The 23693-nt window shown below is 41.4% G+C and carries 24 protein-coding genes; 18 read left to right on the forward strand and 6 right to left on the reverse strand.

The features are described from left to right. Nucleotides 1-25 precede the first annotated feature (25 nt). The 3 genes from phnW (at nucleotide 26) to AC1DIV_RS03610 (ending at nucleotide 3202) form a co-directional block, all read left to right on the forward strand. Nucleotides 26-1120, forward strand: a complete 1095-nt coding sequence (gene phnW, locus AC1DIV_RS03600) for a 2-aminoethylphosphonate--pyruvate transaminase (RefSeq protein WP_477575769.1) — start codon at nucleotides 26-28, stop codon at nucleotides 1118-1120. Then, complete coding sequence (phnX, locus tag AC1DIV_RS03605) at nucleotides 1117-1932, forward strand: phosphonoacetaldehyde hydrolase (RefSeq protein WP_477575771.1); 816 nt, start codon at nucleotides 1117-1119, stop codon at nucleotides 1930-1932. The genes phnW and phnX overlap by 4 nt, the downstream gene beginning before the upstream one ends. Before the next feature lie 205 nt (nucleotides 1933-2137). After that, on the forward strand, nucleotides 2138-3202 hold the full coding sequence (locus AC1DIV_RS03610) for an NAD(P)/FAD-dependent oxidoreductase (protein ID WP_421162850.1): 1065 nt from the start codon (nucleotides 2138-2140) through the stop codon (nucleotides 3200-3202). Nucleotides 3203-3498: 296 nt separating this feature from the next. Here AC1DIV_RS03610 and AC1DIV_RS03615 read toward each other — a convergent pair whose 3' ends face one another. From AC1DIV_RS03615 to AC1DIV_RS03630, 4 genes are all read right to left on the reverse strand, one after another. Beyond that, complete coding sequence (locus AC1DIV_RS03615) at nucleotides 3499-5445, reverse strand: FtsX-like permease family protein (protein ID WP_340877238.1); 1947 nt, start codon at nucleotides 5443-5445, stop codon at nucleotides 3499-3501. After that, on the reverse strand, nucleotides 5435-6196 hold the full coding sequence (locus AC1DIV_RS03620) for an ABC transporter ATP-binding protein (protein WP_477575773.1): 762 nt from the start codon (nucleotides 6194-6196) through the stop codon (nucleotides 5435-5437). The genes AC1DIV_RS03615 and AC1DIV_RS03620 overlap by 11 nt, the downstream gene beginning before the upstream one ends. A 100-nt stretch (nucleotides 6197-6296) precedes the next feature. After that, nucleotides 6297-7301 carry a sensor histidine kinase gene (locus tag AC1DIV_RS03625; protein ID WP_477575775.1) on the reverse strand — a complete coding sequence of 335 codons (1005 nt, stop codon included), beginning with the start codon at nucleotides 7299-7301 and terminating at the stop codon, nucleotides 6297-6299. Further along, on the reverse strand, nucleotides 7298-7987 hold the full coding sequence (locus tag AC1DIV_RS03630; RefSeq protein WP_048689368.1) for a response regulator transcription factor: 690 nt from the start codon (nucleotides 7985-7987) through the stop codon (nucleotides 7298-7300). The genes AC1DIV_RS03625 and AC1DIV_RS03630 overlap by 4 nt, the downstream gene beginning before the upstream one ends. Nucleotides 7988-8142: 155 nt before the next feature. Between AC1DIV_RS03630 and AC1DIV_RS03635 the strand changes: the two genes are divergently transcribed. Continuing rightward, a complete protein-coding gene (locus tag AC1DIV_RS03635; RefSeq protein WP_251541810.1) occupies nucleotides 8143-8484 on the forward strand; it encodes a zinc ribbon domain-containing protein YjdM in 342 nt (113 codons plus the stop codon). A 53-nt stretch (nucleotides 8485-8537) separates the two neighbouring features. Here AC1DIV_RS03635 and guaC read toward each other — a convergent pair whose 3' ends face one another. After that, nucleotides 8538-9521 (reverse strand): GMP reductase, encoded by a 984-nt coding sequence (guaC, locus tag AC1DIV_RS03640; RefSeq protein WP_063594447.1) that lies wholly within the window; start codon nucleotides 9519-9521, stop codon nucleotides 8538-8540. A 679-nt stretch (nucleotides 9522-10200) separates the two neighbouring features. On the opposite strand from guaC, the gene AC1DIV_RS03645 reads away from it, so the two are divergent. From AC1DIV_RS03645 to AC1DIV_RS03705, 13 genes are all read left to right on the forward strand, one after another. Beyond that, the gene (locus AC1DIV_RS03645) at nucleotides 10201-11085 is read left to right on the forward strand and encodes a PHP domain-containing protein (protein WP_283905866.1); all 885 of its coding nucleotides are present in this window, start codon (nucleotides 10201-10203) and stop codon (nucleotides 11083-11085) included. A gap of 223 nt (nucleotides 11086-11308) precedes the next feature. After that, nucleotides 11309-12010 carry a GntR family transcriptional regulator gene (locus tag AC1DIV_RS03650; RefSeq protein ID WP_340877233.1) on the forward strand — a complete coding sequence of 234 codons (702 nt, stop codon included), beginning with the start codon at nucleotides 11309-11311 and terminating at the stop codon, nucleotides 12008-12010. Nucleotides 12011-12290: 280 nt separating this feature from the next. Continuing rightward, nucleotides 12291-12716 carry a phosphonate C-P lyase system protein PhnG gene (gene phnG / locus AC1DIV_RS03655; protein ID WP_477575776.1) on the forward strand — a complete coding sequence of 142 codons (426 nt, stop codon included), beginning with the start codon at nucleotides 12291-12293 and terminating at the stop codon, nucleotides 12714-12716. 14 nt (nucleotides 12717-12730) lie between these two features. After that, the gene (gene phnH, locus AC1DIV_RS03660; protein WP_318290417.1) at nucleotides 12731-13348 is read left to right on the forward strand and encodes a phosphonate C-P lyase system protein PhnH; all 618 of its coding nucleotides are present in this window, start codon (nucleotides 12731-12733) and stop codon (nucleotides 13346-13348) included. After that, complete coding sequence (locus AC1DIV_RS03665) at nucleotides 13330-14466, forward strand: carbon-phosphorus lyase complex subunit PhnI (RefSeq protein WP_340877230.1); 1137 nt, start codon at nucleotides 13330-13332, stop codon at nucleotides 14464-14466. The genes phnH and AC1DIV_RS03665 overlap by 19 nt, the downstream gene beginning before the upstream one ends. Then, nucleotides 14459-15313 carry an alpha-D-ribose 1-methylphosphonate 5-phosphate C-P-lyase PhnJ gene (locus tag AC1DIV_RS03670; RefSeq protein WP_251544332.1) on the forward strand — a complete coding sequence of 285 codons (855 nt, stop codon included), beginning with the start codon at nucleotides 14459-14461 and terminating at the stop codon, nucleotides 15311-15313. Before AC1DIV_RS03665 ends, AC1DIV_RS03670 begins: the two co-directional genes overlap by 8 nt. Continuing rightward, complete coding sequence (locus AC1DIV_RS03675; protein WP_477575778.1) at nucleotides 15314-16159, forward strand: ATP-binding cassette domain-containing protein; 846 nt, start codon at nucleotides 15314-15316, stop codon at nucleotides 16157-16159. Between the two features lie 32 nt (nucleotides 16160-16191). Further along, nucleotides 16192-17370 carry a phosphonate metabolism protein PhnM gene (phnM, locus tag AC1DIV_RS03680; protein WP_253349785.1) on the forward strand — a complete coding sequence of 393 codons (1179 nt, stop codon included), beginning with the start codon at nucleotides 16192-16194 and terminating at the stop codon, nucleotides 17368-17370. A gap of 22 nt (nucleotides 17371-17392) precedes the next feature. Next, entirely contained in the window at nucleotides 17393-18106 is a 714-nt protein-coding gene (locus tag AC1DIV_RS03685) for a phosphonate C-P lyase system protein PhnL (protein WP_134783612.1), read from the forward strand. Between the two features lie 127 nt (nucleotides 18107-18233). After that, the gene (phnD, locus tag AC1DIV_RS03690; RefSeq protein WP_477575780.1) at nucleotides 18234-19268 is read left to right on the forward strand and encodes a phosphate/phosphite/phosphonate ABC transporter substrate-binding protein; all 1035 of its coding nucleotides are present in this window, start codon (nucleotides 18234-18236) and stop codon (nucleotides 19266-19268) included. Nucleotides 19269-19295: 27 nt separating this feature from the next. After that, nucleotides 19296-20084 carry a phosphonate ABC transporter ATP-binding protein gene (gene phnC, locus AC1DIV_RS03695; RefSeq protein WP_477575782.1) on the forward strand — a complete coding sequence of 263 codons (789 nt, stop codon included), beginning with the start codon at nucleotides 19296-19298 and terminating at the stop codon, nucleotides 20082-20084. Further along, nucleotides 20074-20859, forward strand: coding sequence for a PhnE/PtxC family ABC transporter permease (locus AC1DIV_RS03700; protein WP_477575784.1), 786 nt, complete (start codon nucleotides 20074-20076; stop codon nucleotides 20857-20859). The genes phnC and AC1DIV_RS03700 overlap by 11 nt, the downstream gene beginning before the upstream one ends. Then, nucleotides 20859-21731 carry a PhnE/PtxC family ABC transporter permease gene (locus AC1DIV_RS03705; RefSeq protein ID WP_477575786.1) on the forward strand — a complete coding sequence of 291 codons (873 nt, stop codon included), beginning with the start codon at nucleotides 20859-20861 and terminating at the stop codon, nucleotides 21729-21731. Before AC1DIV_RS03700 ends, AC1DIV_RS03705 begins: the two co-directional genes overlap by 1 nt. Nucleotides 21732-21901: 170 nt before the next feature. On the opposite strand, the gene AC1DIV_RS03710 is transcribed toward AC1DIV_RS03705, so the two are convergent. Then, on the reverse strand, nucleotides 21902-22405 hold the full coding sequence (locus AC1DIV_RS03710) for a DinB family protein (protein ID WP_057276759.1): 504 nt from the start codon (nucleotides 22403-22405) through the stop codon (nucleotides 21902-21904). Nucleotides 22406-22951: 546 nt separating this feature from the next. Here AC1DIV_RS03710 and AC1DIV_RS03715 point away from each other — a divergent pair. Then, nucleotides 22952-23620 (forward strand): YdeI/OmpD-associated family protein, encoded by a 669-nt coding sequence (locus AC1DIV_RS03715; RefSeq protein ID WP_477575788.1) that lies wholly within the window; start codon nucleotides 22952-22954, stop codon nucleotides 23618-23620. The last annotated feature ends 73 nt before the right edge of the window (nucleotides 23621-23693 follow it).

Raw genomic sequence — 23693 nt, forward strand, 5'->3', positions numbered from 1 at the left:
TAAATACAGTGAGGAGTGAAGGAAAATGAATACCTATAAACTATTGACGCCTGGACCGCTGACCACTACAAGTACGGTGAAACAGGAAATGCTTGTTGACCGCTGCACGTGGGAAAATGATTATAAAGAAATCACACAAAAAATCAGATCCCAGCTTCTTGAATTGGCATATGCTGCAAACGGAGAATATACGGCTGTACTTATGCAGGGAAGCGGCTCGTTTGTTGTAGAGTCTGTGCTGACGACTGCACTTTCAAAATCCGATAAAGTGCTGATCATTACGAATGGAGCATATGGAAAACGGATTGTGAAAATGGCGGAGTGCATCGGCCTGAATCATGTTGAATATGACGTAGAGTACAATGAATATCCAAAGGAAGCTGAAATCCGGAACATTTTACTGGATGATCGCGACATCACACATATAGCGATGGTTCATTGTGAAACGACGACAGGGATTTTAAATCCGATAGAGATGGTTTCGAAGATATCAAACGAACAAGGGAAATCCTTGATCATTGATGCGATGAGCAGCTTTGGCGGAGTGGAGATGAATGTGCCTGAACTCGGAATTGATTATTTGATCAGCAGTGCGAATAAATGCATTCAAGGAATCCCTGGTTTTGGTTTCGTCATTGCAAAGCTTGAGAAATTGTTGGCTTGTGAAGGCAATGCCCGCAGTTTGTCCCTGGATTTATATGACCAGTGGAAAGAGATGGACAAGGATGGGAAATGGCGTTTCACATCTCCAACACATGTAGTGGCCGCGTTTGCTAAAGCGCTGGAAGAATTAACGGAAGAAGGCGGCATCCCAGCCAGATTCACCCGTTATAAAAATAATAATGATAGGCTGAGGGAGCTGATGGGGAAATTGGGCATCTATGCATACATCTCACCTGATAAACAATCGCCTATCATTACAACTTTCCTTTTTCCAACTGAAACCTTTGATTTTGGGGACTTCTACACTTTCATCAAAGAGAGGGGCTATGTAATTTACCCCGGAAAGCTGACTGACATAGATACATTCCGGATCGGCAATATTGGCGAAATCCATGAAGAAGATATCGAGGAACTAGGCAGGATCGTAGAAAAATATATGAAAGTGGTGACAGTATGAATAAGGTAGAAGGAATCATTTTGGATTGGGCTGGAACAGCGGTGGATTTTGGATGTTTTGCACCAGTGAATGTTTTTGTGGATATTTTTAAGAATGCTGGACTGGACGTGACGATGGAGGAAGCCAGAGCTCCGATGGGCATGCTGAAAATCGACCATATTCGTGCGATGCTGACCATGCCAAGGATATCCTCGTTATGGGAGGAGCAATACGGAAGGCCATTCAATGAGGCAGACATTGAAAATCTATATGCTGAATTCGAACCGGCGCTGATGATGTCATTGGCGGATTATACAGATCCCATTCCAGGGGTTATCGAGACGGTGGAAGCATTAAGGAATCGCGGCCTGAAGATTGGGTCGACAACGGGATATACCGATACAATGATGGAGGTCGTCACAGCAAATGCTTTGAAAAAAGGGTATGGGCCCGATTTCCATGTAACCCCGGATGCAACCCATTCGATTGGAAGGCCATATCCTTACATGATCTATCGGAATATGGAAAAATTGAAATTAGCGGCATCATGGAAGGTAGTGAAGGTAGGCGATACCATTTCCGATATGCAAGAGGGAGTGAATGCTGGGGTATGGTCGGTCGGAGTCATTGTCGGAAGCTCTGAGATGGGATTGAGTTTGGATGAGTATACGAGTTTGCCAGAAAGAGATAAACAAGATCTCATCTCTAAAACGGCAGATATCTTTTTGAAAAACGGGGCAGACTTCACCATCAAAACGATGGAGGAACTACCTGAACTCATAGATCATATCAACCTTCTTATAGCGGACGGGAAAAGACCTCGTTCAAACTAACATTCATCACAAAAAAAGTGCAGCATCTTTCATCCTTGAGTAGGGATGAAGGATGACTGCACTTTTTTTCAATCTTATACATACGCGTGCAGGATTTTTTTTTTTGAAATTTAACTCGACTGCTTATTGTAAAAAGTGAGAAAAGAGTGTACGATTAAATGAGAATGATAATCAATCACACTTGATTACCGGGGAGTGGACGTAGATGGAACGGCAGGATTTATTTGATGTAACGGTTATTGGGGGAGGGCCAGCAGGCCTTTACTCCACTTTTTATAGCGGACTTAGAGAAATGAAAGTTAAACTGATTGAATACCAGCCACGGCTGGGCGGGAAAATTCATGTCTATCCAGAGAAAATGATTTGGGATGTAGGAGGGCTGACACCGACTACTGGGGAAAAATTAATTGAGCAGCTAGTGGAGCAAGGTTTAACATTCAATCCAACAGTCGTCTTGAATGAGAAAGTGGAATCAATCACACGTAATGAAGAAGGCATCTTCGTTTTACATACGGCTTCAGGTCAAGTGCACTTTTCCAAGACGATCATTGTCGCGGTTGGCGGCGGAATCCTGAATCCGCAAAAGTTGGAAATAGACGGGGCAGAAAGGTTTGAAGTCTCCAATTTAAACTATACTGTCAAGTCTTTCAATCGCTTCAAGGATAAGACGGTGATCATTTCAGGCGGCGGGAATTCTGCTATAGACTGGGCAAATGAATTAGAGCCCATCGCCAAAAAGGTGTACCTGACATACAGGAAAGATAGTTTAGCAGGACATGAATCACAAGCAAGGCAATTGATGGAAAGCTCTGCTGTTTGTTTCTTGAATACGACGATTACAAAATTGATCGCCTGCGATGATCATGAATCAATTGAACATGTTGAACTGACGAATCACGCAACGGGAGAGGTATCTTACTTACCGATCGATGAAGTCATCATCAATCATGGTTATGAGCGTGATACATCGCTGCTTCGAAATAGTAAAGTGGACATTGCCATTGCCGACAACTATTATATTGAAGGTACTCCTTCGAGTGAATCATCGATGGATGGAATATACGCAGCCGGTGATATCCTTAAGCATGAAGGTAAATTGAACCTGATAGCAGGCACTTTTCAAGATGCTGCAAATGCCGTAAACAAGGCAAAGCAATATATCCAGCCTGACGCTCACGGAGTGGGGATGGTTTCTTCCCATAATGAAATCTTTAAAAAGCGCAATAGGGAATTGATCAAGGAAATGATGAAACCGGCTGGGGTACTTTAATGGGAGCGGATTTCTGAAAGCAGCTGGAACTTCATTGAGGGTTTGTATAATCTGATCGTTGATTTCCACTCCAGGCACTCGCTTTCCGCGGGCGGTCCGGGAGCCTTCTCGGAGCTCTTTGCGCCTGCGGGGTCTCCCTTGGACACGCTTTTCCAGCAGGAGTCTCGAACACCCATTCCAATCAACTGGAATGTTTTTTTAGAAAAATTTTAGGGGAACTGGCTTTTCTTCGGATTTTTCTACAGTTTAAAAGCTCCAGTGCCTCATTGGCCCTGGAGCTTTTAGTATCTTCGAAATTATAGAGATTCTTTGATGACCTTCTTGTAATGAAATACGGATAGGATTCCGAAGATCGAATACAGTGCCGTGTATAATGCCATGACGATGATCATCGGTGTCCAAACTTCGGTTCCGAATAAGAACCATCCTGATTGGACTGCGAAATAACTGTGAAGCAGCCCGACGATTAAAGGAATTCCGAAATTAAAAACCTGTTTTGCTTGGATTCCTCTTAGTAGGTCACCACGCGTGAATCCCAGTTTTCTTAAGATTGTATAATTGGGTTTTTCACCTTCACTTTCATCCATTTGTTTGAAATACAGGATACAGCCGGATGTGATGAGGAAGGTTAATCCCAAGAAGCCGACGATGAACATGATAAGACCCATATTCTTCTTCTGGGTGTTGAACATTTCTAATTGGGAATCATTCACATGTTCTTCTTTAAAACTCATTTTTTTGAATAGATCATTCGCTTTTTCAAGTTCAGCTTCATCCTTCACATCAATGCCGATATTAACGGATGATACTTTTTGGATTTTCGGGTCGACATCCTTTTTCAAACGGTCGAATATCGTTTGGTCTACAATGGCAACGGGCAATCCGCCACTCGTGAAGTAATAGGACAGGAAGGTATCATCATTCAATCCCATATATGTTTGCGGAATCACTTCATTTTTGCCCTTCAGTTCAATCTTTCCGGAATCCTTTAAGGATATGACATTCTCCATCATATTACTGTATCCGCTGAAAAGGGTCTCATCTTCAGCAAGGTTGATTCCTTTAACGGATTCATCACTGATGACGGGAACGGTCATGATGCCCGAATCGAAGTTCACTCCTTCGAGGCTCGTTTCCATTATTTCCTTTACATTGACATCCACTTGAATGACGTCAATCACCTTTGCGTCATAATCAATTTTACTGTCTGATAAAGCTTCTTTGAATGCATCTGCATCTCCCTTATCCGTCATCGAAAAATCGGTAGGGATACTGCTTTGTGCCATTCTCTCCGCTGAGTAGTAGGAGATATAGCTTAATGATAATAAACCGATTGCCAAAGCGGAAACGGTCGTGATGATCGTCAACAATATCGCATTCGATTTCATCCGGAACATGATGGATGAAAGGGACAATACTTCATTGATGTTCAAATAGCCATTTTTCTTTTTACGGACGATATTAAAGATGAAGCTTACGGATCCTTTATAGAATAGGTAGGTCCCGATGATGACGGTTGCCAGAATGACGATCATGGCCATGAAAAGCTCGGTCATCTGTGTAAATGCTCCATCGAATAATTTGGATGAAACGACATAGCCAGTAATGATCAGCATGATCCCGAATATCCCGATGATCATTTCGACCATCGAAACCTTCTTCACTTTTCCTTCCGTCATGGAAGTCACTCTAAATAATGATAGAATGGTTTGCCTTTTAATGAAGGCATAATTCATCAACATGATTAAAAGATAGATGGCGCTAAAAACGAGCAAGGTTTGCACTAGCGGCTGAAAAGAAAATGTAAGAGTCGCGATTGCCTGGACACCCATTATTTTAAATAGGATCATGATGATCAATTTTGAAGCGGCAAACCCTACAAAGATTCCCAGAAATACGGAACAGAAATACAGGATCAGGTTTTCCACACTCAGGATACGGAATATCCTGTTCTTCGTCATGCCTATCAATTGGAATAAGCCAATTTCTTTACTGCGTCTTTTAATGAAAATGCTATTGGCATATAAAAGGAATATGGAAACTATCGCAACAAGCAGGATTGATGCTGCCTTGATGGAGGCGGCCCCTTTCACCGTACCCTCCGCTTCATCCAGCGCAGGGTCATATTGCAAGGTGACAAAGGCAAAGTACAGGGAAGCGCTGAAGATCAGGGCAAACACATACAGATAATAGTTCTTCAGATTCTTTTTCAGATTTCGCAAGATGAGTTGATTAATGCTCATTTTGAACCCCTCCCAATACACCTTGTGTTTTCATGATGTCCTTGAAGAAGATTTGTCTGGATTCTTCACCTTTATTCAATTGTGTATATATTTGTCCATCTTTAATGAAAATGACTCGGCTGCAATAACTGGCGGCCACGGGATCATGGGTTACCATGATGATGGTCGCTTTGTGCTTTTTATTCATTTTGCTCAGTTTGTTCAGTAAATCGGAAGCTGATTTGGAATCAAGCGCCCCAGTCGGTTCATCCGCAAAAATGATGCTTGGATCATGGATGAAAGCCCGCGCTGCAGACGTACGCTGTTTTTGACCACCGGAAATTTCATTTGGGTATTTATCCTTCACTTCATATATGCCCAGTTCCTTTGCCACGCTATCAAACTTTTGTGCCGCTTCATTATTTGGCGTTTTTGTAATGGATAAGGGCAGAAGGATATTTTCTTTGACAGTCAATGTGTCCAATAGGTTATATTCCTGGAAAATGAAGCCCAAGTGGTTCTTACGGAATTCGGCCAAATTCTTTTCTTTCATCCCTGAAATCTCTTTACCATCGATTGTAATGGTGCCGTTGCTGATTTTATCGATCGAGGAAAGGACATTCAGCAAAGTCGTTTTTCCTGAACCGGAAGCACCCATGATACTTACGAATTCGCCTTCTTGTATGCTTATATCAAGACCCTTTAATACTTCTTGTTTATTGAATTTATTACCATAGCTTTTATGGATTTTTTTCGCTTCTAATATATTCATTTGGATACACTCCTTTTTTTCTATATCCTCATTATAAAAGGCCATGTATTTCTTTTCCTTCGTTTGGACGAACAAAGAATAAAAGCATGTGACACTTTTGTCACATGCTTGTGATATTCACGAAATCATTTCTTTTTGGGAAGGTCAAGGTAACGGTCGTCCCGGTTCCAGGCACTGATTTCACATCAATGGAGATGAATAGGGACTCGGCCGCATTCTTGGTTAAATATAACCCCATGCCGGTTGCCGCATTGTCACGATGGTTTGTCGTGGATGTAAATCCTTTATCAAATATGCGGGTTAAATCCTTTGGGTCAATTCCCCGTCCGGAATCCTGCACTTCAAGAACCGTTTGTCCGGCTCGCTCATGGCTATAAATGGTGATATCTGAATTTTCACTGTATTTAATGGAGTTGGTCAAGAGCTGCCTCATGATGAAGGCCAGCCATTTGGCATCACTAAGCACTTCGGTTACGTCCAATTGTATGTCGAAGCCGATTCCTTTTTGAATGCACCATGATCGCAGCGTTTTAATCTCATCAAAGATTATTGTTTCCAAATCGGTTTTCTCTATATACAAATCATTTTCGATGAAAGGCATGCGCCTTTGATGGAGCTGCTGATCAAGAAGAAGATGAATGCGCAGCCACTCATAAGTCAAGTGTGATTTCAGCAATTCATCATCCAAGCGGTCAATCATTAAATGCATCGCCGTCAATGGTGTCTTTACTTCATGAATCCAAGATAATAATTCATCCTTCTCCTGCTCTAAAGTCATTTGACCGATTGCAGCGGACTGCTTCAATAATTCAGTTTGGTTAATGATGCTGTTTTCTATGATTTTTTCGAAAGGGCTCTCTGGTTCGGCTATATTCGTTATATCCAGGTTGTCTTCCCTCACTTCTAAACTTTTATAAAAATACGTTTCTTTTTTATAGCGGAATATCAGAAACATACTGAATATGAGCAAGGATAAAAAAACAATATACAGTATGGGCTTTAACGGAATGGCCGAATCAAGATAGGCGACAAAGATAATGAATAGATGAAGAAGGATGTAAAAGGTGATCCAGCTGAACCTTTCCACGAGATATTTTCTGATCATGCATTTGCCTCTTCTACGGCGATATAGCCCTGTCCGACTTTCGTTTCAATATAATGACCTAAACCCAGTTCATCCAACCTCTTTCGTAAACGGTTCACATTAACAGTAAGGGTGTTATCGCTTATAAAACGTTTGTCATCCCATAGGCTGTTGATCAATTCTTCGCGGCTTACGATCTTGTTTTTCTGTTCAATGAGCTTTTTCAAGATGAAAATTTCATTTTTCGTCAATTCGATTGTGCCCGTCTCGGCCGAAACCGTGTTCTTCTCGTAATCCACGGTGGCGCCGCACCAGGTTTTCAATTCGATCTTTTCCGTATTGTAATTATAGACACGGCGAAGGATGGCCTGTATCTTCGCGATGAGTACATCGAAATGAAAAGGCTTCTGAATAAAATCATCAGCTCCAAGCTGCATGGACATCACCATGTCCGTAGGATGATCACGTGATGATAAAAAGATGATGGGAACATTGGAATGGGACCGGATCATTCTGCACCAATGAAATCCATCAAACTTCGGCAACTGTATATCAATGATGACCAAATCAGGTTTTATGTCCGTGAATTCCTGAACCACCTTACTAAAATCGCCGATTCCGTAAATATCATAAGACCATTGCGCCAATCTATCTTTAATTTCATTGAATAACGTCGTATCATCTTCTATCAATAGAAGTTTAAACAATGGGTTCACCGCACTTTCCAGCTTTTTCTTAAAAGTATATAGTAAAACCTTTATAGGTTCTAGAGGAAGGGGGGACAGGGGAGGTAATAGACTACTGGTTGTGTGTAAACCATTATTATATTAAAATTGGCATAATGAATGGAGGAAGTGAATTTATGCCTGATTTTCCTAATTGCCCTGCATGTGATTCAGAATATACATACGAAGACGGAAGTCTTTTTGTTTGCCCGGAATGCGCCCATGAGTGGACGATGGAAGCGGAAAACGAAAATGGTGATCAAAAGAAGGTTATCAAAGATGCTAATGGAAACGCCTTGAATGATGGTGATACCGTTACGGTAATCAAGGACCTTAAAGTGAAAGGGAGCTCATCCGTCTTAAAAATGGGCACTAAAGTCAAAAGCATCCGTCTAGTTGATGGAGATCATGATATTGATTGCAAGATTGATGGTTTTGGTGCAATGAAATTAAAATCCCAATTTGTTAAAAAGGTATAATGATAAAAAACGGCCTAATCCATTGATTAGGCCGTTCTTTATTACGTTCCTTCTTAATAAACTTTGTCACCGTTAAAGATTGAATTCTTAACGACCACATAATCCACATTCCGGATGGCTTCCAACTTGGTACCGCCTGCATATGAAATGGATGACTGAAGATCTTGTTCCATTTCCTTCAACGTATCTTCCAAAGATCCTTTGTGCTCGACAAACATCTTTTTGCCTTCAACGTTTTTCTTTTCACCTTTTTGGAATTCAGAAGCTGAACCAAAGTATTCTTTAAAGGCCTTTCCATCTTTCTCGATCGTTTGACCAGGAGATTCTTCATGTCCGGCAAATAGTGAACCGATCATGACCATTGAAGCTCCAAATCTAACCGATTTGGCAATATCACCGTTCGTACGAATGCCGCCGTCGGCGATGATTGGCTTGCTTGCCGCTTTAGCACACCAGCGAAGTGCAGCTAATTGCCAGCCGCCCGTTCCAAATCCAGTCTTGATTTTAGTGATGCATACTTTCCCTGGTCCAATGCCCACCTTTGTAGCATCTGCACCGGCATGTTCCAATTCACGTACCGCTTCAGGAGTTCCCACATTTCCTGCAATGACAAAACTTTCAGGTAAATGTTTTTTAATATGCTGTATCATCTTTATCACGGCATTGGAATGTCCGTGTGCAATATCTATAGTAATGTATTCAGGTACAATGTTGTCATTCGATAATTGTTCGATGAAACCGTATTCTTCATCTTTAACGCCGACACTGATTGAAGCGATCAATTCTCTTGCATGCATGTCTTTAATGAAAGTCAGTCGTTTTTCTGGCTCAAAACGATGCATGACATAAAAGTAACCGTTTTCAGCCAAGTAAATGGCAATCTTTTCATCAATGATCGTTTGCATATTGGCAGGTACTACAGGTAACTTGAATGTATGTTTACCTAAAGTAACGGATGTATCACACTCAGAACGGCTATTTACTACACATTTTGCAGGAATTAATTGAATATCTTCATAATCAAACACGTTTTCCATGTTATGCACCTCTATATACGAATATTTTTGTCTTTTTTAATAAAAATTGTTCGCCCATTAGGTAATGTACATCATTTTTGACAGTAAGTCAAAATTTTTATTGGTTTTATTCTGGTTTTATTTCAACTTGATGGGAAATCCGTTACAGGGTAGGGAGCTGAAAAGGACGAATGAACATGTTACTTTGGAACGTTGATTTCCACTTCAGGCACTCGCTTTCCGCGGGCGGGCGGGAGCCTCCTCGGCGCGCCTGCGGGGTCTCCCAAGCCACGCTTTTCCCGCAGGAGTCTCGTCCCTTCCGTTCCAATCACCTTTGTGTTTTAAAAGAAAAAACTGCAGGTTCGTCTTATTCCGAACCATGTTTAAGACTAGTTTATCTTTCTATTTTTCCCTGTAATCCTTAATGGATGGAAGAAATGTGCGACACTCCTGCCGAATAACTGGCTGGCCGAGACCCCGGAGACGTTTAAGTCGAGGACGCTTGGCAGGCAGTCGGAGGAAAGGGAGCGGGTTCTGAAATCAACTGGTATTTTTTTGTCTACAGTCTGAAATACTTAAGTATTTTCACCAATCAGGACGACTTTTACACCTTTACGTTTTTTTACATCATCTTAACGTTGACCGACATGGCACTAAGTTAAAATGAAAATGGGTAACGAATAAGAATGGGGGGATTGGCATGAAGGTTGAATTACATTGTCATACGAACGTTTCAGATGGTTCCAGTTCTTTTGAAGAATTATTGGAGGTTGCAAAAAGGGAGAGCATTGGCCATTTAGCGATTACGAATCACGATACAACAATGAGATTGCAAGAGATGGTGGAACGGGGTAAGGAAATAGGAATTGAAATCATCCCTGGTATCGAAGTTTCCGGTTATGACTTTGCAAGAGGAAGGCGTGTACATATTTTGGGCTATTTTGTTGAGCCTGGTCATAAGGCCCTTGAGGATTTATGTAATCCACTGATTGAAAAGAGGAATGCAGCTTCTGAAAAAATGGTGGAACGGCTGATTCATGCAGGATATCGAATAACTTGGGATCAGGTATCTAAATTCAGGGGAGGAACCGGTGTTTATAAACAGCATATTATGCTGGCGCTTCGGGAATCGGGGTATACGGATTCTATCTATGGAGATTTGTATAAGAAAATCTTCAGCCGCGGCCAAAATGGGGAAGAGCCGGGCATTGCCTTTATTCCTATGGAGTATGTGGATGCCATACTGGCTGTGAAGGCGATTCGTGCTGCAGGAGGCGTCCCGGTCCTTGCTCATCCTGGACAATACGGGAGCTTCGAAATTATCCCTGATCTTGTAAAAGCAGGGCTTGAAGGGATTGAAGTTCTTCACCCGCATCATGGTCATGCAGAAGAGGAAAGAGCGATTTCATATGCAGATCAATATAATCTCATTAAAACAGGAGGTTCGGATTTTCATGGGGATTATGGGGAGAAGCCGATTCGGCTTGGCAGTATGAGCCCTGGAACGGAATGTGTGAATGCTTTGAAATTAAGGAAAAAAAGCATGGCCATTAATGATGTGGTATTGAAAAATATCGATCTATGAAACCAGGAATTTTGCTGTGAGAGCGGCATGCTTACATGCTGGATTAGGAATTTGAAAGAATGAACATGCAGGGGATTGTATGGAAAAAGATCGATAAAATAAGTGCTTCCTTTCGTTCTGGTAATTGACCAGGACTTTTTTTTTACAAGAAAATCATGATAGCTTCATATTTTCTCATTACACTGACAGTAACAAGGAAATTATATGTAAAGGGGGATTTTTGTTGGCGGAAAAAAACTTTTTAGTGGATCATTTGATATCTGAAATTAAGAGTGGGACCTTTCAATTGGATAAAAAGTTACCTTCAGAGCATATACTCGCCGATCAATTTAATGTACCAAGAATGGTTGTCAGGAAAGCATATGAGCAGCTTCAAGATTTAGGCTTTATCTATTCGAAGCAAGGTAAAGGAAGTTATGTCCAGGAAACCAAGAAACAAATTCCGTTAATTCTATCCGGAGATGTCAGTTTCACCGAGAAAATGAAGGAATTCCAGTTTTCCTTTCAAACGAGTACTATTTTTTGCGAAGAAATTTCTTATGATCGGAAGATTTTTCGAAGCCTTGAGGTGGAAAGTGATGATAAGGTCTTTAAAATTGGCAGGCTTAGGTTAATGGACGATTTCCCGATTGCTCTCCATACATCTTTTGTAGCAAAATCAACATTTCCTGAAATAGAAAAGGACGGTCCGGATATAACCTCCATGTTTCAATATTATCGGCAGCGTGGCTTTGTAGAGTTCGGATCCAGCAGGAGCACGCTGAATGTGATTTTTCCCACTCTTTTCGAACGGGATATTTTGCAGTGTTCAAGTTTGATTCCACTTTTGCAAGTGGAATCATTATGCCGGGATAAGCGGAGTAATCAAGTCCTTGAGCACACGGTCATAATCTATCGGAGCGATTGTTTCACATATGTTATATAAAAACTTCCATTCCAGATATCGATCGAATTCACTAGTAAATGCCTTGAATTCACGAGTAAAAGTACGAAACTCACGAGTAAATGCCCCGAATTCACGAGTAAAGGTACGGAACTCACGAGTAAATGCTCCGAATTCACGAGTAAAGCACGAAATTTGAATAGTGCAGGCCCGGCTTTAACAAATTTCATACAAAGATTTACTCTTTCTTAACGTACGTTCACTTGGCAACAAGATACATTGAAGATGTTAGCTTGAAACTAAAACATTGGAGGCCAATGGAATGAGAAGAAGGGAAAGAACCGAGATTTTGATTCAAGGCTCTGAGGACATTGCGAAGGAATTTGCCAAGGAAATAGCCATGAAATATAAAGTTACCGTCATTCAAAAGCCAGAGAGTGCCCTTGTGTTGCTAAAGACAAGGGAAACGGCAAAAAAGAGCTTGTTTTATCTAGGGGAAATGCTGGTGACAGAATGCACGGTCCAAATCAAGGATTCAATCGGGATTGGTATCGTTAAGGGACAGCGGGAAGAACTGGCACATAGTTTAGCGATCATTGATGCCGCTTATGAGGCTGATCTTGGCGAAACAAGGTCATGGTCACATGTTTTAGAAAATGAGAAGAAGAATATACAAAAAAATCTTCAAGAGCAAAATCGATCGATCTTAAGAACCAAGGTTAACTTCGAAACAATGGATGTTCAATAAGAGGGGGGAAAGCAATGAATTTGGATGTAGTTCATGATATACAAACTGTTTATAGAAAGCTTGTAACGGCGACTTCAAGACCTGGAACTTTAGTGGTTTTGGATAGGGAGGCCAGGACGTTGGATGTTCAAATGGAATGCTTATCTTCGACCATCCTGCTTGCACGAACGGTACTCGACCCTGAAGTGTCATTTAAGGTCATTTCAAAGGCGGAGGAGGCCGTGTCAAGAATGATCAATCAGCTTACTTATTCAAAGCCTGTTGATTTGCCGGAAGCGGATTTTATCTTTATTTTACATGATGCCTCCGAGGAGCAAATGAAGGAAGCCTTGAATAAAGCAAAGGTAGGAAATCTTTTGAACCCTCATGAATCGGCGATGCTCATTCTAGAAGTACCGGATGTTACGAAAGGGGACTCAATGATTCTTTCAGGACCGGGAATTCAAGACGAATCATTCTTAAGTCTCCCGAATGTCTCCGCCTGGCTGGCTGCAAGGAACGAAAAAAACATGGAATTCCCGTTAGGAATCGATATGTATTTTGTTGATCAACAAGATCGTTTAATAGCTTTGCCGAGAACGACTCAAATTAGAGAAAATGGGGGTGAGATTTTATGGGATATGTTGCAGTAAAGGGCGGAACAAAGGCGATTGAGGAATCCATCAAACGCTTAAAGTATGAACGGGTCAAAAAAGGGACGGCCATAGAACTGCATAAGATAGAAGCCGGGATGAGAGGATTGATCGATCAGGTTATGTCAGAAAGCAGTTTGTATGATCAATCACTGGCTGCACTTGCCATTAAACAGGCTGAAGGCAATCCGGAAGAAGCTGTTTTCCTCTTGAGAGCCTATCGATCCACTTTGCCGCGAAAACATGTTTCACGGGTGATCAGTTCTGAAAATATGAAAGTGGAACGGCGGATTTCAGCTAGTTTTAAGGATGTGCCTGGCGGACAGATTTTAGGTGCCACGACCGATTATACACATCGGTTACTAGATTCGGAGCTGGAAAAAGAATCGGATATAAGCATACAAGATTGGTTACGGGCTTTTCAAGAGGAAGATCATTCAACAGAAAATCAAAATGATAGTGCTGATTTAAACTCCCTGCCTAAAGTTTTGGACTACTTAAGAAGTGAAGGCTTATTAGCAAGCTGTGAGAACAATGATTTGCAGCCTGGGGATGTGACAAGGAAAAGTCTGGAGTTTCCTTCAATGCGGAGTGAACGCCTGCAAATTTTAACAAGGGGCCAAACCGGCGCAGTTACATCGCTTGCTTATGCAGTCATCCGTGGATATGGTGCACTGCACCCGACAGTAGGGGAGCTGCGTGTAGGCCAGTTGCCCGTCCATCTCGATCACCCGCTGCTGGACGAAGGGCAAGAGGAAGATAGCTATTATATTGGGGACTTCACAGCAACTGAGGCAGAGATGCTCATTCCGCTTACGGTAGAAAAAGAACAAGGCAAAAAAGAAATAGAGTTTGAAGTTGGCTATGGCATGTGCATGGGACAAAATGAAACGAAAGCAATCGCTATGGGCATCTTGGATAATTGCTTGGAAAAACCAAACAAGGAGTTTCCAAGTCACAACGAGGAATTCGTTCTTTATCATATAGATTCAGTGGAGTCGACGGGTTTCATCTCCCATTTGAAGATGCCTCATTACGTTACGTTCCAATCCAAGCTTGATAGCATTCGGAAGTCAAAAGATAAGACCACAGAGCAGGAGGTTGGATTGCATGAATAAGACTTATAATTTTGCATTCTTTGATGAAGGGTCGAAACGGGAAATTAGAAGGGCAACACTGAAGGCGATTGCCATTCCCGGTTATCAAGTCCCATTCGCTTCAAGGGAAATGCCGATTGGACGAGGTTGGGGCACAGGCGGACTGCAGTTGACATTGTCATTGATCGGAAAGGATGACGTCCTTAAGGTGATCGACCAAGGCTCGGATGAATCCGTTAATGCCGTTAACATAAAAAAACTCGTATCTGATACCACTGGGGTGAGGACAACGGATCGTACAAAAGAAGCCTCTTTAATCCAGTCAAGACACAGGGTGCCGGAAGTGCCGCTGCATCGGGACCAGATATTAGTTCTTCAAGTTCCGTTACCGGAACCTTTAAGGAATTTCGAGCCGAGCGAACATGAAACGAAAAAGCTGCATGCTGAGAGAGAGTATAGCGGAGCATGGCTTATGTTATTTGAACAAATTATGAAGTACGGAATAATGGCGACGGATGCAGACCATCCGGTGATGGTTCACGACAGGTATGTCATGGCACCAAGCCCGATACCAAGATTCGATAATGCCAAACTGGACGGTAATGAAGCACTCATTTTGTTAGGTGCAGGCAGGGAGAAAAAGGTATATGCAGTACCCCCATATACAAATGTATCATCTTTGGCATTTGATGATTATGAATTTGAAATCGAGTCCTTTGCAAATCATTCTTGCATTCTCTGCGGTTCCAATGATGTGTTTTTGGATGAACTTGTTGATGAGGAATCAGGGGAAACGTATTTCCAATGCAATGATACAAGCAATTGCCTTGAAATGGTCAATCAAAAACAATCATTGGGAGTGAATTAAATGTCTGTGCTTGAGGTTCCCGTATTATCAGTTAAACAAATGAGCAAACAGTATGGTAACGGATGTTCGGCATGCAAACATATGAAATCAGGAAAAGTGACGAAAAACTATTGTAACGAATGCGGGACGGTTTATGCCTGCAGAGATCTGACATTCGATTTGTATCACGGTGAAGTTCTTGGAATTGTAGGGGAAAGCGGCAGCGGCAAATCCACTTTAATGAAAAGTTTGTATTTTGATGAAGAAGTGACCGATGGAGAACTGTATGTAGCTGGCTTTGAGGAAGGAAAAAAGAATGTTTTCATGGAGTCTGCCCAGAAGAAAAGATACGTTCGAAACCACCTGATGGGGAAGGTTTATCAAAACCCGATTCTAGGGTTGAAAATGGATTTTTCCTCGATCGGCAATATTGCCGAAAAGTTGATTTCAGCCGGGAACAGACATGTTGGCAGCATGGAATCAAGAGGCGCCGAACTCCTTGAAGCAGTCAATATTCCGATTCATCGAATGACAGAAGAACCAAGGAATTTCTCAGGGGGAATGCAGCAAAGGGTCCAGATAGCCAAAGCATTGTCCAACAATCCTCCCATACTGCTTTTGGATGAAGTCACCACGGGTTTAGATTTATCAGTTCAAGCAAGTGTATTGGATTTAATTAAAGGCCTCCAAAGAGATTTGAATATTAGCATGGTATTGGTATCCCATGATCTGGGTGTAATCCGAATGCTTGCAGACCGTACTCTCGTTATGCTGGAGGGTAAAATAATCGAGCGAGGTTTAACAGATCAAATACTCGAAGATCCACAGCATCCTTATACCCAGCAATTAGTACACTCGCTGCTGTAAAAGAAACTAAACCGAAAATGGGGGAAGAGACATTGTTGCTGATTAAAAATGGAAAAATAATAACGGAAGACTCGATCCTGATGGACCATGATCTCTTAATTAAGGATGATAGAATTTGCCGGATTGCACCTGTGGGAGAAATCGAGAGAAGTCCTGGGATGGAAGTGCTGGACGCTATGGGCGGATATGTTTCACCAGGTTTCATTGATCTCCATTCAGATTATATTGAACATATGACTGCGCCGCGCCCGACTTCTTTAATGAATTTTAATTTGAGCTTAAGAGAAACGGAAAAGGAATTGATTACGCATGGGATTACGACCATGTTTCACTCTCTATCGCTCTATAAATCCACTGAATACGCATATAAGCCCATTCGGGAGCCGGAGAATGTAAGAAAGCTTATTGATTTGATCGATCAAACACATAGGATGAAGCACCTAGTGCGTCACCGGTTTCATGCACGTTATGAAATCGATAATTTGGATGATATTGATAGTCTAAGAGAATATGTTTTGGAAAAGAAAGTGCATCTGGTCTCATTCATGGACCACACTCCAGGACAAGGACAGTATCGGCATCTAGAGATTTATCGAAACACTTTAAGAGGGTATAACGATTATAGTGATGAAGCCATTGATGTCATGATCCGGACTCATCAAGTGAAAGAAAAGCTGACGATTGAAAGAATGAAGGAGATCGCACTGCTGGCAAGAGAAAACAATATTGCCGTTGCCTCACATGATGATGATTCAATAGAGAAGCTTGAATTGGTTCACAGCTTTGGAACGAGTATAAGTGAATTTCCAATCACACTTGAGATTGCCCGTAAGGCCCATGATATGGGGATGTATACTATAGCCGGTGCACCAAATGTGCTTTTGGGAGGTTCTCACAGCGGGAACTTAAGTGCCTCTGAAGCCATTCAGGATGGAAGCATAGACATATTATGCAGTGATTATTACCCTTCAGCCCTTCTCCATTCAATGTTTGAATTAGTCGAAAACCATGGGATGGATCTTGTCGATATGTTCAAGCTGGTTACGATTAATCCCGCAAAGGCAGTCAAGATGGAGGACGAAATTGGATCGATTCGCGAAGGGAAAAAGGCTGACATACTTATTATTGAAAAAATTTCTGGTGATTTCCCTGTAATAACAACTGTGATTGTAGATGGGAAATTGATTCAAAAAACGAATTACAGGATATAAATTCTAGAAAGCGGGTGGCAAAGTGGAGAACATATTGGAGATCAATGATTTATCCAAGTCTTTTATTTTACATAATCAACGCAAGAATATCCATGCGGTCAGCAATATTACGATCACAGTGAAAAAAGGCGAATTCATTGGCATTACAGGCAAGAGCGGCAGCGGAAAATCAACGATCCTAAAATCGATTTATGGTACTTATCGGGTTCAAGAAGGAGACATCTGGTATGATTCTTCACGCTTTGGTGCGATTAATCTAGCAAAAGCAACAGAAAGGGAAATGATTTACCTGCGTAAGCATGAGATAGGCTATGTATCCCAATTTTTAAATGTCATGCCAAGAACGACAGCAAGGCAGCTCGTTACTGGGGCCATCCTTGAAATGGGACAAACAAGGGAAATGGCCAATATCGAAACAGAAAAAATCCTCGGCCACTTTGAAATAGGAAAAGAGCTATGGGACAGTTACCCTGCTACTTTTTCAGGAGGAGAGAAGCTAAGGTTAAATATTGCAAGAGCAATGGTGAAAAGGCCGCGGCTCCTCCTGTTGGATGAACCGACAGCAAGTTTGGATCACGATTCTAAAGTGAAGGTGAAAACCCTGCTGGAACAGCTAATGAATGAAGGAACGACAATGCTGGGCATATTTCATGACTTGGAGTTCATGAATCGGTTAGTAACTAGAGAATATAGCATGCAGAATGGCTGTTTTACTCAAGCTATTCAAAAAATTTAACGATGAATTCACATAAACTTTACTGAATATTCAGCCCCCTTAACGGCAGGTTAGTATTGTACCGGTATGGTTATATGTGAAGTGGCTGTAATGAGAAATGATCTTTTAATTGGAGGGGAGATTTAACGTGAAAAAATCGATGATGTCCATATTGATGTTAGTTATTTTACTGGTGTTCACAGGCTGTTCTTCTAGTAGTTCAACAGGTGCAAATGAAGATGATACATTGACCGTAGCATGGCTGCCAAATGAATCCGGGGAAGATTTAGGGGAAGCCCGCGATGAAATCGGGAAGATCTTGGAAGATGCCACAGGAAAGAAAGTCGAACATAAGACAACTACGGATTATAACATTGCAATCGAGGCCATTGCTAATGGAAACGCAGATTTAGCATTCCTGGGTGCACAAGGATATATTGAAGCAAACAACAAAAACGATAGTGTTCAACCCCTGGTTGTTCCAAGCGGTGAATCAGGTACGTTGGATGATGCAGTCTATAATAGCTGGCTGGCTGTCCAAAATGCAGATGACTATAAAATGAACGGCGAATACAAAATAGACGGTATCCAAGGGAAAAAGTTCTCTTTCGTATCAAATAGCTCTACATCCGGCTTCAAAGTTCCTTCCACGGGAATCGTTGATTATTTTTCACAGCAAGATAAATTCAAGGAATTAAAGGCCGAGGATTTATTGGAAGGCGGGAAAGATAAATTCTTCAGTGAAGTGCTTTATGGCGGTTCACACCAAGGTTCGGCTGTAAATCTTTTGACAGGGAAAGCGGAAGTGGCAGCTTTTTGTGATACATGTGTCAATAATTATGTGGAGCTGGCTGATGGGGAAGAGAATAAAGCAGGTGCTGTGTATAAGGTGAAGAAGGATGCAGCTGAACCCTTCAACATAGTTGTGGGTAAGACATTCTCACTCATTTCAGTGACTCCAGTTTTGAATGCACCTTTCGTTGTTAACACCGAATTAGTCAGTGAGGAAACACGTGAAAAAATTCTTGAAACGTTGATGTCTGATGAAATAGCCAATAACGAAAAAGTTTTTGTACCGGAAGATTCTAAGTTATCAGGTCTATTTAAACGGGTGAGCGGAAAAGAAAGATTGGTAGAAGTCGAGGATGACTGGTTCAATCCAATTCGGGAATTATCTAAATAAAGGCAGTAATTTGTAGGAGGATCATACATGAAAACATTATTGGAAGTGAAAAATGTCTCAAAACATTTTGGAAATGGTACAAAGGCGTTATCCAATATTGACTTCACTGTGAAAGAAGGAGAGTTCGTTTCGATCATAGGGCCATCCGGAGCAGGGAAATCAACTCTCCTTCGATGCATCAACAGGATGATCGATGCTTCTAGCGGAGAAATCATTTTTGATAATGATCATGTATACAAGGTGAATAAAAGGGAGTTAAAGAAAGTACGCAGGAAAATAGGGATGGTTTTTCAACATTACAATCTTGTAAATAGATTAAGTGTGATTGAAAATACCCTGCATGGACGATTAGGCTATAAATCTACATTGGCTGGAATCCTTGGGCTTTATAGTGAAGAGGAGAAACTTCAGGCTGCTAAATTGCTCCAAATTCTCGGTCTTGAAGATCTAATCTATAAAAGGTCCGATCAGTTGAGCGGAGGACAGAAGCAACGGGTTGGGATTGCGCGGGCGCTTATCCAAAATCCCAAATTGCTATTATGCGATGAACCGATTGCCTCTCTTGATCCGAATTCTTCCAAAGTGATCATGGACCATTTAAGGAATATCTGCACTTCCATGGGAATCACAGTAATAGTCAACCTGCATCAAGTCGATGTTGCCCTTAAGTATTCGGATCGAATCATCGGTGTAAATAGCGGCAAGGTTGTTTTCAATGACACAACTCAAAATATAACCTCAAATGATATCCATCAGATCTATGGATCAGATGAAGGAAAGTTGATTTTTGATTTGGGAGGTTCCCATGCCGGCTGATGTTTTTGCTAAAAAGAGAAGAAATTCACTACTATTGTTTTTGCTTATTGGGGCTGCGACGGTTATTTCCATCATCATTACAGAATTCAGCATCGCAAAAGGGGTTACTTCGGTTCCTAAGGCCATACAATGGTCGTTATCGAATTTCTATCCAACAAAGGATTCCCTTGCCAAACTCCCAGACATTTTGGTAAAGCTGAAAGAAACACTTTTAATATCCGTTGCTGCAACCACATTAGCGGGAATATTGGCCTTTGTATTTGCGATATTGGGTTCAAATACGACAAGGGTGAATGCATTTTTCGGAGGTTTTAGCCGTGGGATAGCCGTTTTATTTAGAAATATTGATGTCTCAATATGGGCATTAGTTCTGCTATTCTCATTTGGACAAAGTTCCTTGACTGGTTATTTTGCCTTGTTTTTCGGATCTTTCGGTTTTTTAACAAGAGCTTTTATTGAAACGATTGATGAAGTGAGTTCAAGCTCTGTAGAAGCTTTGCAGACAACCGGCGCAAGTTATCTAACCGTCATTTCGCAGTCTGTTATTCCTTCGACAATTCCGCAAATGATCAGCTGGGTACTTTTTATGATTGAAACGAATATCAGGAATGCAACATTGGTCGGGCTGCTTACAGGATCGGGCATTGGTTTTACGTTTAATCTGTACTATAAAAACTTGAGTTATGACATTGCCAGCCTTGTCGTCATTACGATCATCATTTCGATATTATCTATTGAATTGATCTCAAATTATGTGAGGAGGGTGATTTTATAATGCAGGCAGAAGGTCCAATCAAACCATTTCCTGCTCCTACTGGCCAGGATTTAGATAAATTGCTACTTGAACGATTATCGAAAAAGCCCTTCTCGAAATCTTCAATCGCGATTAGGTTGAGTATGCTGGTACTGGCAGTTTTGACCATATACGCTTTTGCCAGTTTTGATTATAAGGATGTTAAACTGTGGGACGCGCTGTCATTGACCGCCGACAATTTGAAGACCATGTTTTTTGAACCGCATCTGAAGCACTTTACCTTTTCACAAGCGCTTTATCAGGTGTCGATTACATTAGGTTTAGCCTTCTTGACAACAATATTTGGTGCGATCATTGCCCTGATGTTGGGGCTTTTAGCGGCTGGAAATATCTCGTCCAAGCCATTATCGATTATCATAAAGGGATCGGTTGCCCTGATTAGAGCCGTTCCTACCGTGTTATGGGTCCTCATTTTTGCAGTCGCAGCAGGGCTGGGCAGTGTAGCGGCCGTTATAGGGATGACGTTTCACTCCATAAGTTACCTTGTGAAGGCCTACTCGGAATCCTTCGAGGAAATTGATAAAGGAGCTATAGAGGCCCTGCAAGCAAGCGGAGCGAATTGGTGGCAGATCGTGTTCCAAGTCATCATTCCATCTTCGATCACTTATATCATTTCGTGGACCTTCATGCGCTTTGAAATCAATTTTGCAGTGGCGGTCGCAATGGGCGCAGCGGCAGGAGCAGGAGGAATCGGCTTCGATATGTTCATGGCAAGTGGATTTTACTTTGACTTGAGTGAAATTGGAGCAATCACTTATTTTATCCTGATCATCGCAATCTGTCTTGAAATCTTCGCAACACAAATCAAAAGGAAACTAAAAGTATCATCTTGATACTAGAATGCTGGTTAGGGAAATAGGGGCTCTGCCAATCTATCAACTTGGTGCAGCCCCGACAGTCACGATCGTTTCATAGCATGCATGAAAAAAGACCACAAAATGACGTGGTCTCTTTGTTTTGTTTGAAAAGTCTCCGGTTGATTATCTAATTTGTCATGAAAGGCTTATATAAGGGCGGTCTTTATTTCTTGAATCTGTTTGATATGCCTTTGTTCATGTAAGGATAATAACTCAATCCATTGATCCAATGAGAGGTCCCCGAACAGGGGATGTTTGGCTTTCTTTCTATTTAACAGGATATCTGAATCCATATCATAAAGAACCTGTAATAATCGATCCCTTGATTCTGCCAGCAAATCCATGAGGCTCGATAATTGAAATGGGGCTGAAGAGGGTGAAATGGCCTCAGGGGATGAGAATTTCCTTGTTCTATCAGTAACGAAGTAAATGTTTTTTTGAATGATATTATTAAAATCCCTCTCCCGAATGCCATTTGCTATAACTTCGGTAAAAACCTGCTCCGTAAGATATAAATGATGGCAAATTTGGGCGATGTTCCATACTTCAGGCACAGGCTTATGGTGGAGCGTTTTTTCATCCAACTCCGTAATTTCCTCAATTAACTGTTTTCTTGATTCAAATAGCAAATCATACTCGATATAATTCATGAGAACTCCCCTTTTGTGACACCCACATATGAAAGCATCACTGAATTTTTTGAAATAGGAAAAAAAGGGATATCTGATTGCATAAAGAATGCATAAAAACTACGGGAAAAACACCTGATTTAAAGTGGATTCATGATTGAAGGAGTGCGACACTATGTTTTGAAGCATGGTTTCTAATGTTTCATTGGTATTCATAATTTTGAGGGAGAAATACAGAGCTGGAGTCAGGTCTGTATTTCCAGGGGCTACATTTTTTTCTGGAGCTTTGATACCCTATCATGCCTATGCAAAAAAGTTGAGTTTATGCCTACTTAGAATGTTGCGCCTAGGGCCTCCGCTAATGAACCGAAAAATGAAGCTGGAAATTGGAAATTATTATATCTGAATTATAGCACAGTTAATATTTTCCTAGAAATGTTTATATGAAAAGAGACGGAAGGTTTCCACATCGAATTTTGACTTTTTATACTATCCAGAGAAAAGTTGCTAACGCAATGGGAAGCTTATAAACTGAAGGTAGAAAAAATCAACTAGGTGGTGAATGCAATGGCTAAAACAATAGTTGAAAAACTGAATTTACATAAATATGAACGGGTGGCAGTCCTGAATCAGCCAGCCGGGGCGGATTATTTAGCAGAGCTGCCGGATTACGATACAAAGCTTAATGAAAGTGCCTATGATCTTATATTTGCCTTTGTATTGGATATGGATTCTTTAAAGAGAATCGTGGATAAGGTGATTGAGAAAAATCATTTAAGTAAAAACGGCTATATTTTTTTGGCGTACCCCAAGAAGGGGAATAAAGAATATGCTACATATATTCATCGTGATGATCTGATGCAGGGCCTTGGTGCGGATGATGAAGGGTATGTCGGCTCGAGTGACCTGAAGTTTGCGCGTATGGTTGGGTTGGATGATGTCTTTACGGTAGTCGGACTGAAAGTAGACTCAAAAAATAGAAACCGTCCATCTACCAAAGCAAGCCAATCAGTAGATGATTATATCGGCATGATTTCTGAAATTGAGAAAGATTTGCAGGACTCCCCTGATTTGCTTGCGTTCTATCAATCACTTACGCCAGGGTATCGCAAGGATTGGGCCCGTTACGTGTATAGTGCAAAACAAGAGGCGACACAAGTGAAACGGCGCCAGGAAATGAAAACGATTTTAGGAGAAGGTTATAAGAGCAGGGATCTATATCGAAGGAATAAATGAGGGTGGGGAATGTCTTCCATTCTCTTTTTTTCTGTTCTGTTCACCCTATCAAAAGCATATACTAGACCGAATC

It is taken from the genome of Peribacillus sp. 05N428 (assembly GCF_056397085.1).

Excerpts from the sequence above, each read along its gene's own strand:
- AC1DIV_RS03665 (WP_340877230.1), top strand. The coding sequence starts at position 13,330 with ATGGGATATGTTGCAGTAAAGGGCGGAACAAAGGCGATTGAGGAATCC.
- AC1DIV_RS03645 (WP_283905866.1), top strand. The coding sequence starts at position 10,201 with ATGAAGGTTGAATTACATTGTCATACGAACGTTTCAGATGGTTCCAGT.
- AC1DIV_RS03715 (WP_477575788.1), top strand. The coding sequence starts at position 22,952 with ATGGCTAAAACAATAGTTGAAAAACTGAATTTACATAAATATGAACGG.
- AC1DIV_RS03615 (WP_340877238.1), bottom strand. The coding sequence starts at position 5,445 with ATGAGCATTAATCAACTCATCTTGCGAAATCTGAAAAAGAATCTGAAG.
- phnX (WP_477575771.1), top strand. The coding sequence starts at position 1,117 with ATGAATAAGGTAGAAGGAATCATTTTGGATTGGGCTGGAACAGCGGTG.
- phnG (WP_477575776.1), top strand. The coding sequence starts at position 12,291 with ATGAGAAGAAGGGAAAGAACCGAGATTTTGATTCAAGGCTCTGAGGAC.
- phnH (WP_318290417.1), top strand. The coding sequence starts at position 12,731 with ATGAATTTGGATGTAGTTCATGATATACAAACTGTTTATAGAAAGCTT.
- phnC (WP_477575782.1), top strand. The coding sequence starts at position 19,296 with ATGAAAACATTATTGGAAGTGAAAAATGTCTCAAAACATTTTGGAAAT.
- phnW (WP_477575769.1), top strand. The coding sequence starts at position 26 with ATGAATACCTATAAACTATTGACGCCTGGACCGCTGACCACTACAAGT.
- AC1DIV_RS03610 (WP_421162850.1), top strand. The coding sequence starts at position 2,138 with ATGGAACGGCAGGATTTATTTGATGTAACGGTTATTGGGGGAGGGCCA.
- AC1DIV_RS03710 (WP_057276759.1), bottom strand. The coding sequence starts at position 22,405 with ATGAATTATATCGAGTATGATTTGCTATTTGAATCAAGAAAACAGTTA.
- AC1DIV_RS03635 (WP_251541810.1), top strand. The coding sequence starts at position 8,143 with ATGCCTGATTTTCCTAATTGCCCTGCATGTGATTCAGAATATACATAC.
- AC1DIV_RS03705 (WP_477575786.1), top strand. The coding sequence starts at position 20,859 with ATGCAGGCAGAAGGTCCAATCAAACCATTTCCTGCTCCTACTGGCCAG.
- guaC (WP_063594447.1), bottom strand. The coding sequence starts at position 9,521 with ATGGAAAACGTGTTTGATTATGAAGATATTCAATTAATTCCTGCAAAA.
- AC1DIV_RS03670 (WP_251544332.1), top strand. The coding sequence starts at position 14,459 with ATGAATAAGACTTATAATTTTGCATTCTTTGATGAAGGGTCGAAACGG.
- AC1DIV_RS03700 (WP_477575784.1), top strand. The coding sequence starts at position 20,074 with ATGCCGGCTGATGTTTTTGCTAAAAAGAGAAGAAATTCACTACTATTG.
- AC1DIV_RS03620 (WP_477575773.1), bottom strand. The coding sequence starts at position 6,196 with ATGAATATATTAGAAGCGAAAAAAATCCATAAAAGCTATGGTAATAAA.
- AC1DIV_RS03625 (WP_477575775.1), bottom strand. The coding sequence starts at position 7,301 with ATGATCAGAAAATATCTCGTGGAAAGGTTCAGCTGGATCACCTTTTAC.
- AC1DIV_RS03675 (WP_477575778.1), top strand. The coding sequence starts at position 15,314 with ATGTCTGTGCTTGAGGTTCCCGTATTATCAGTTAAACAAATGAGCAAA.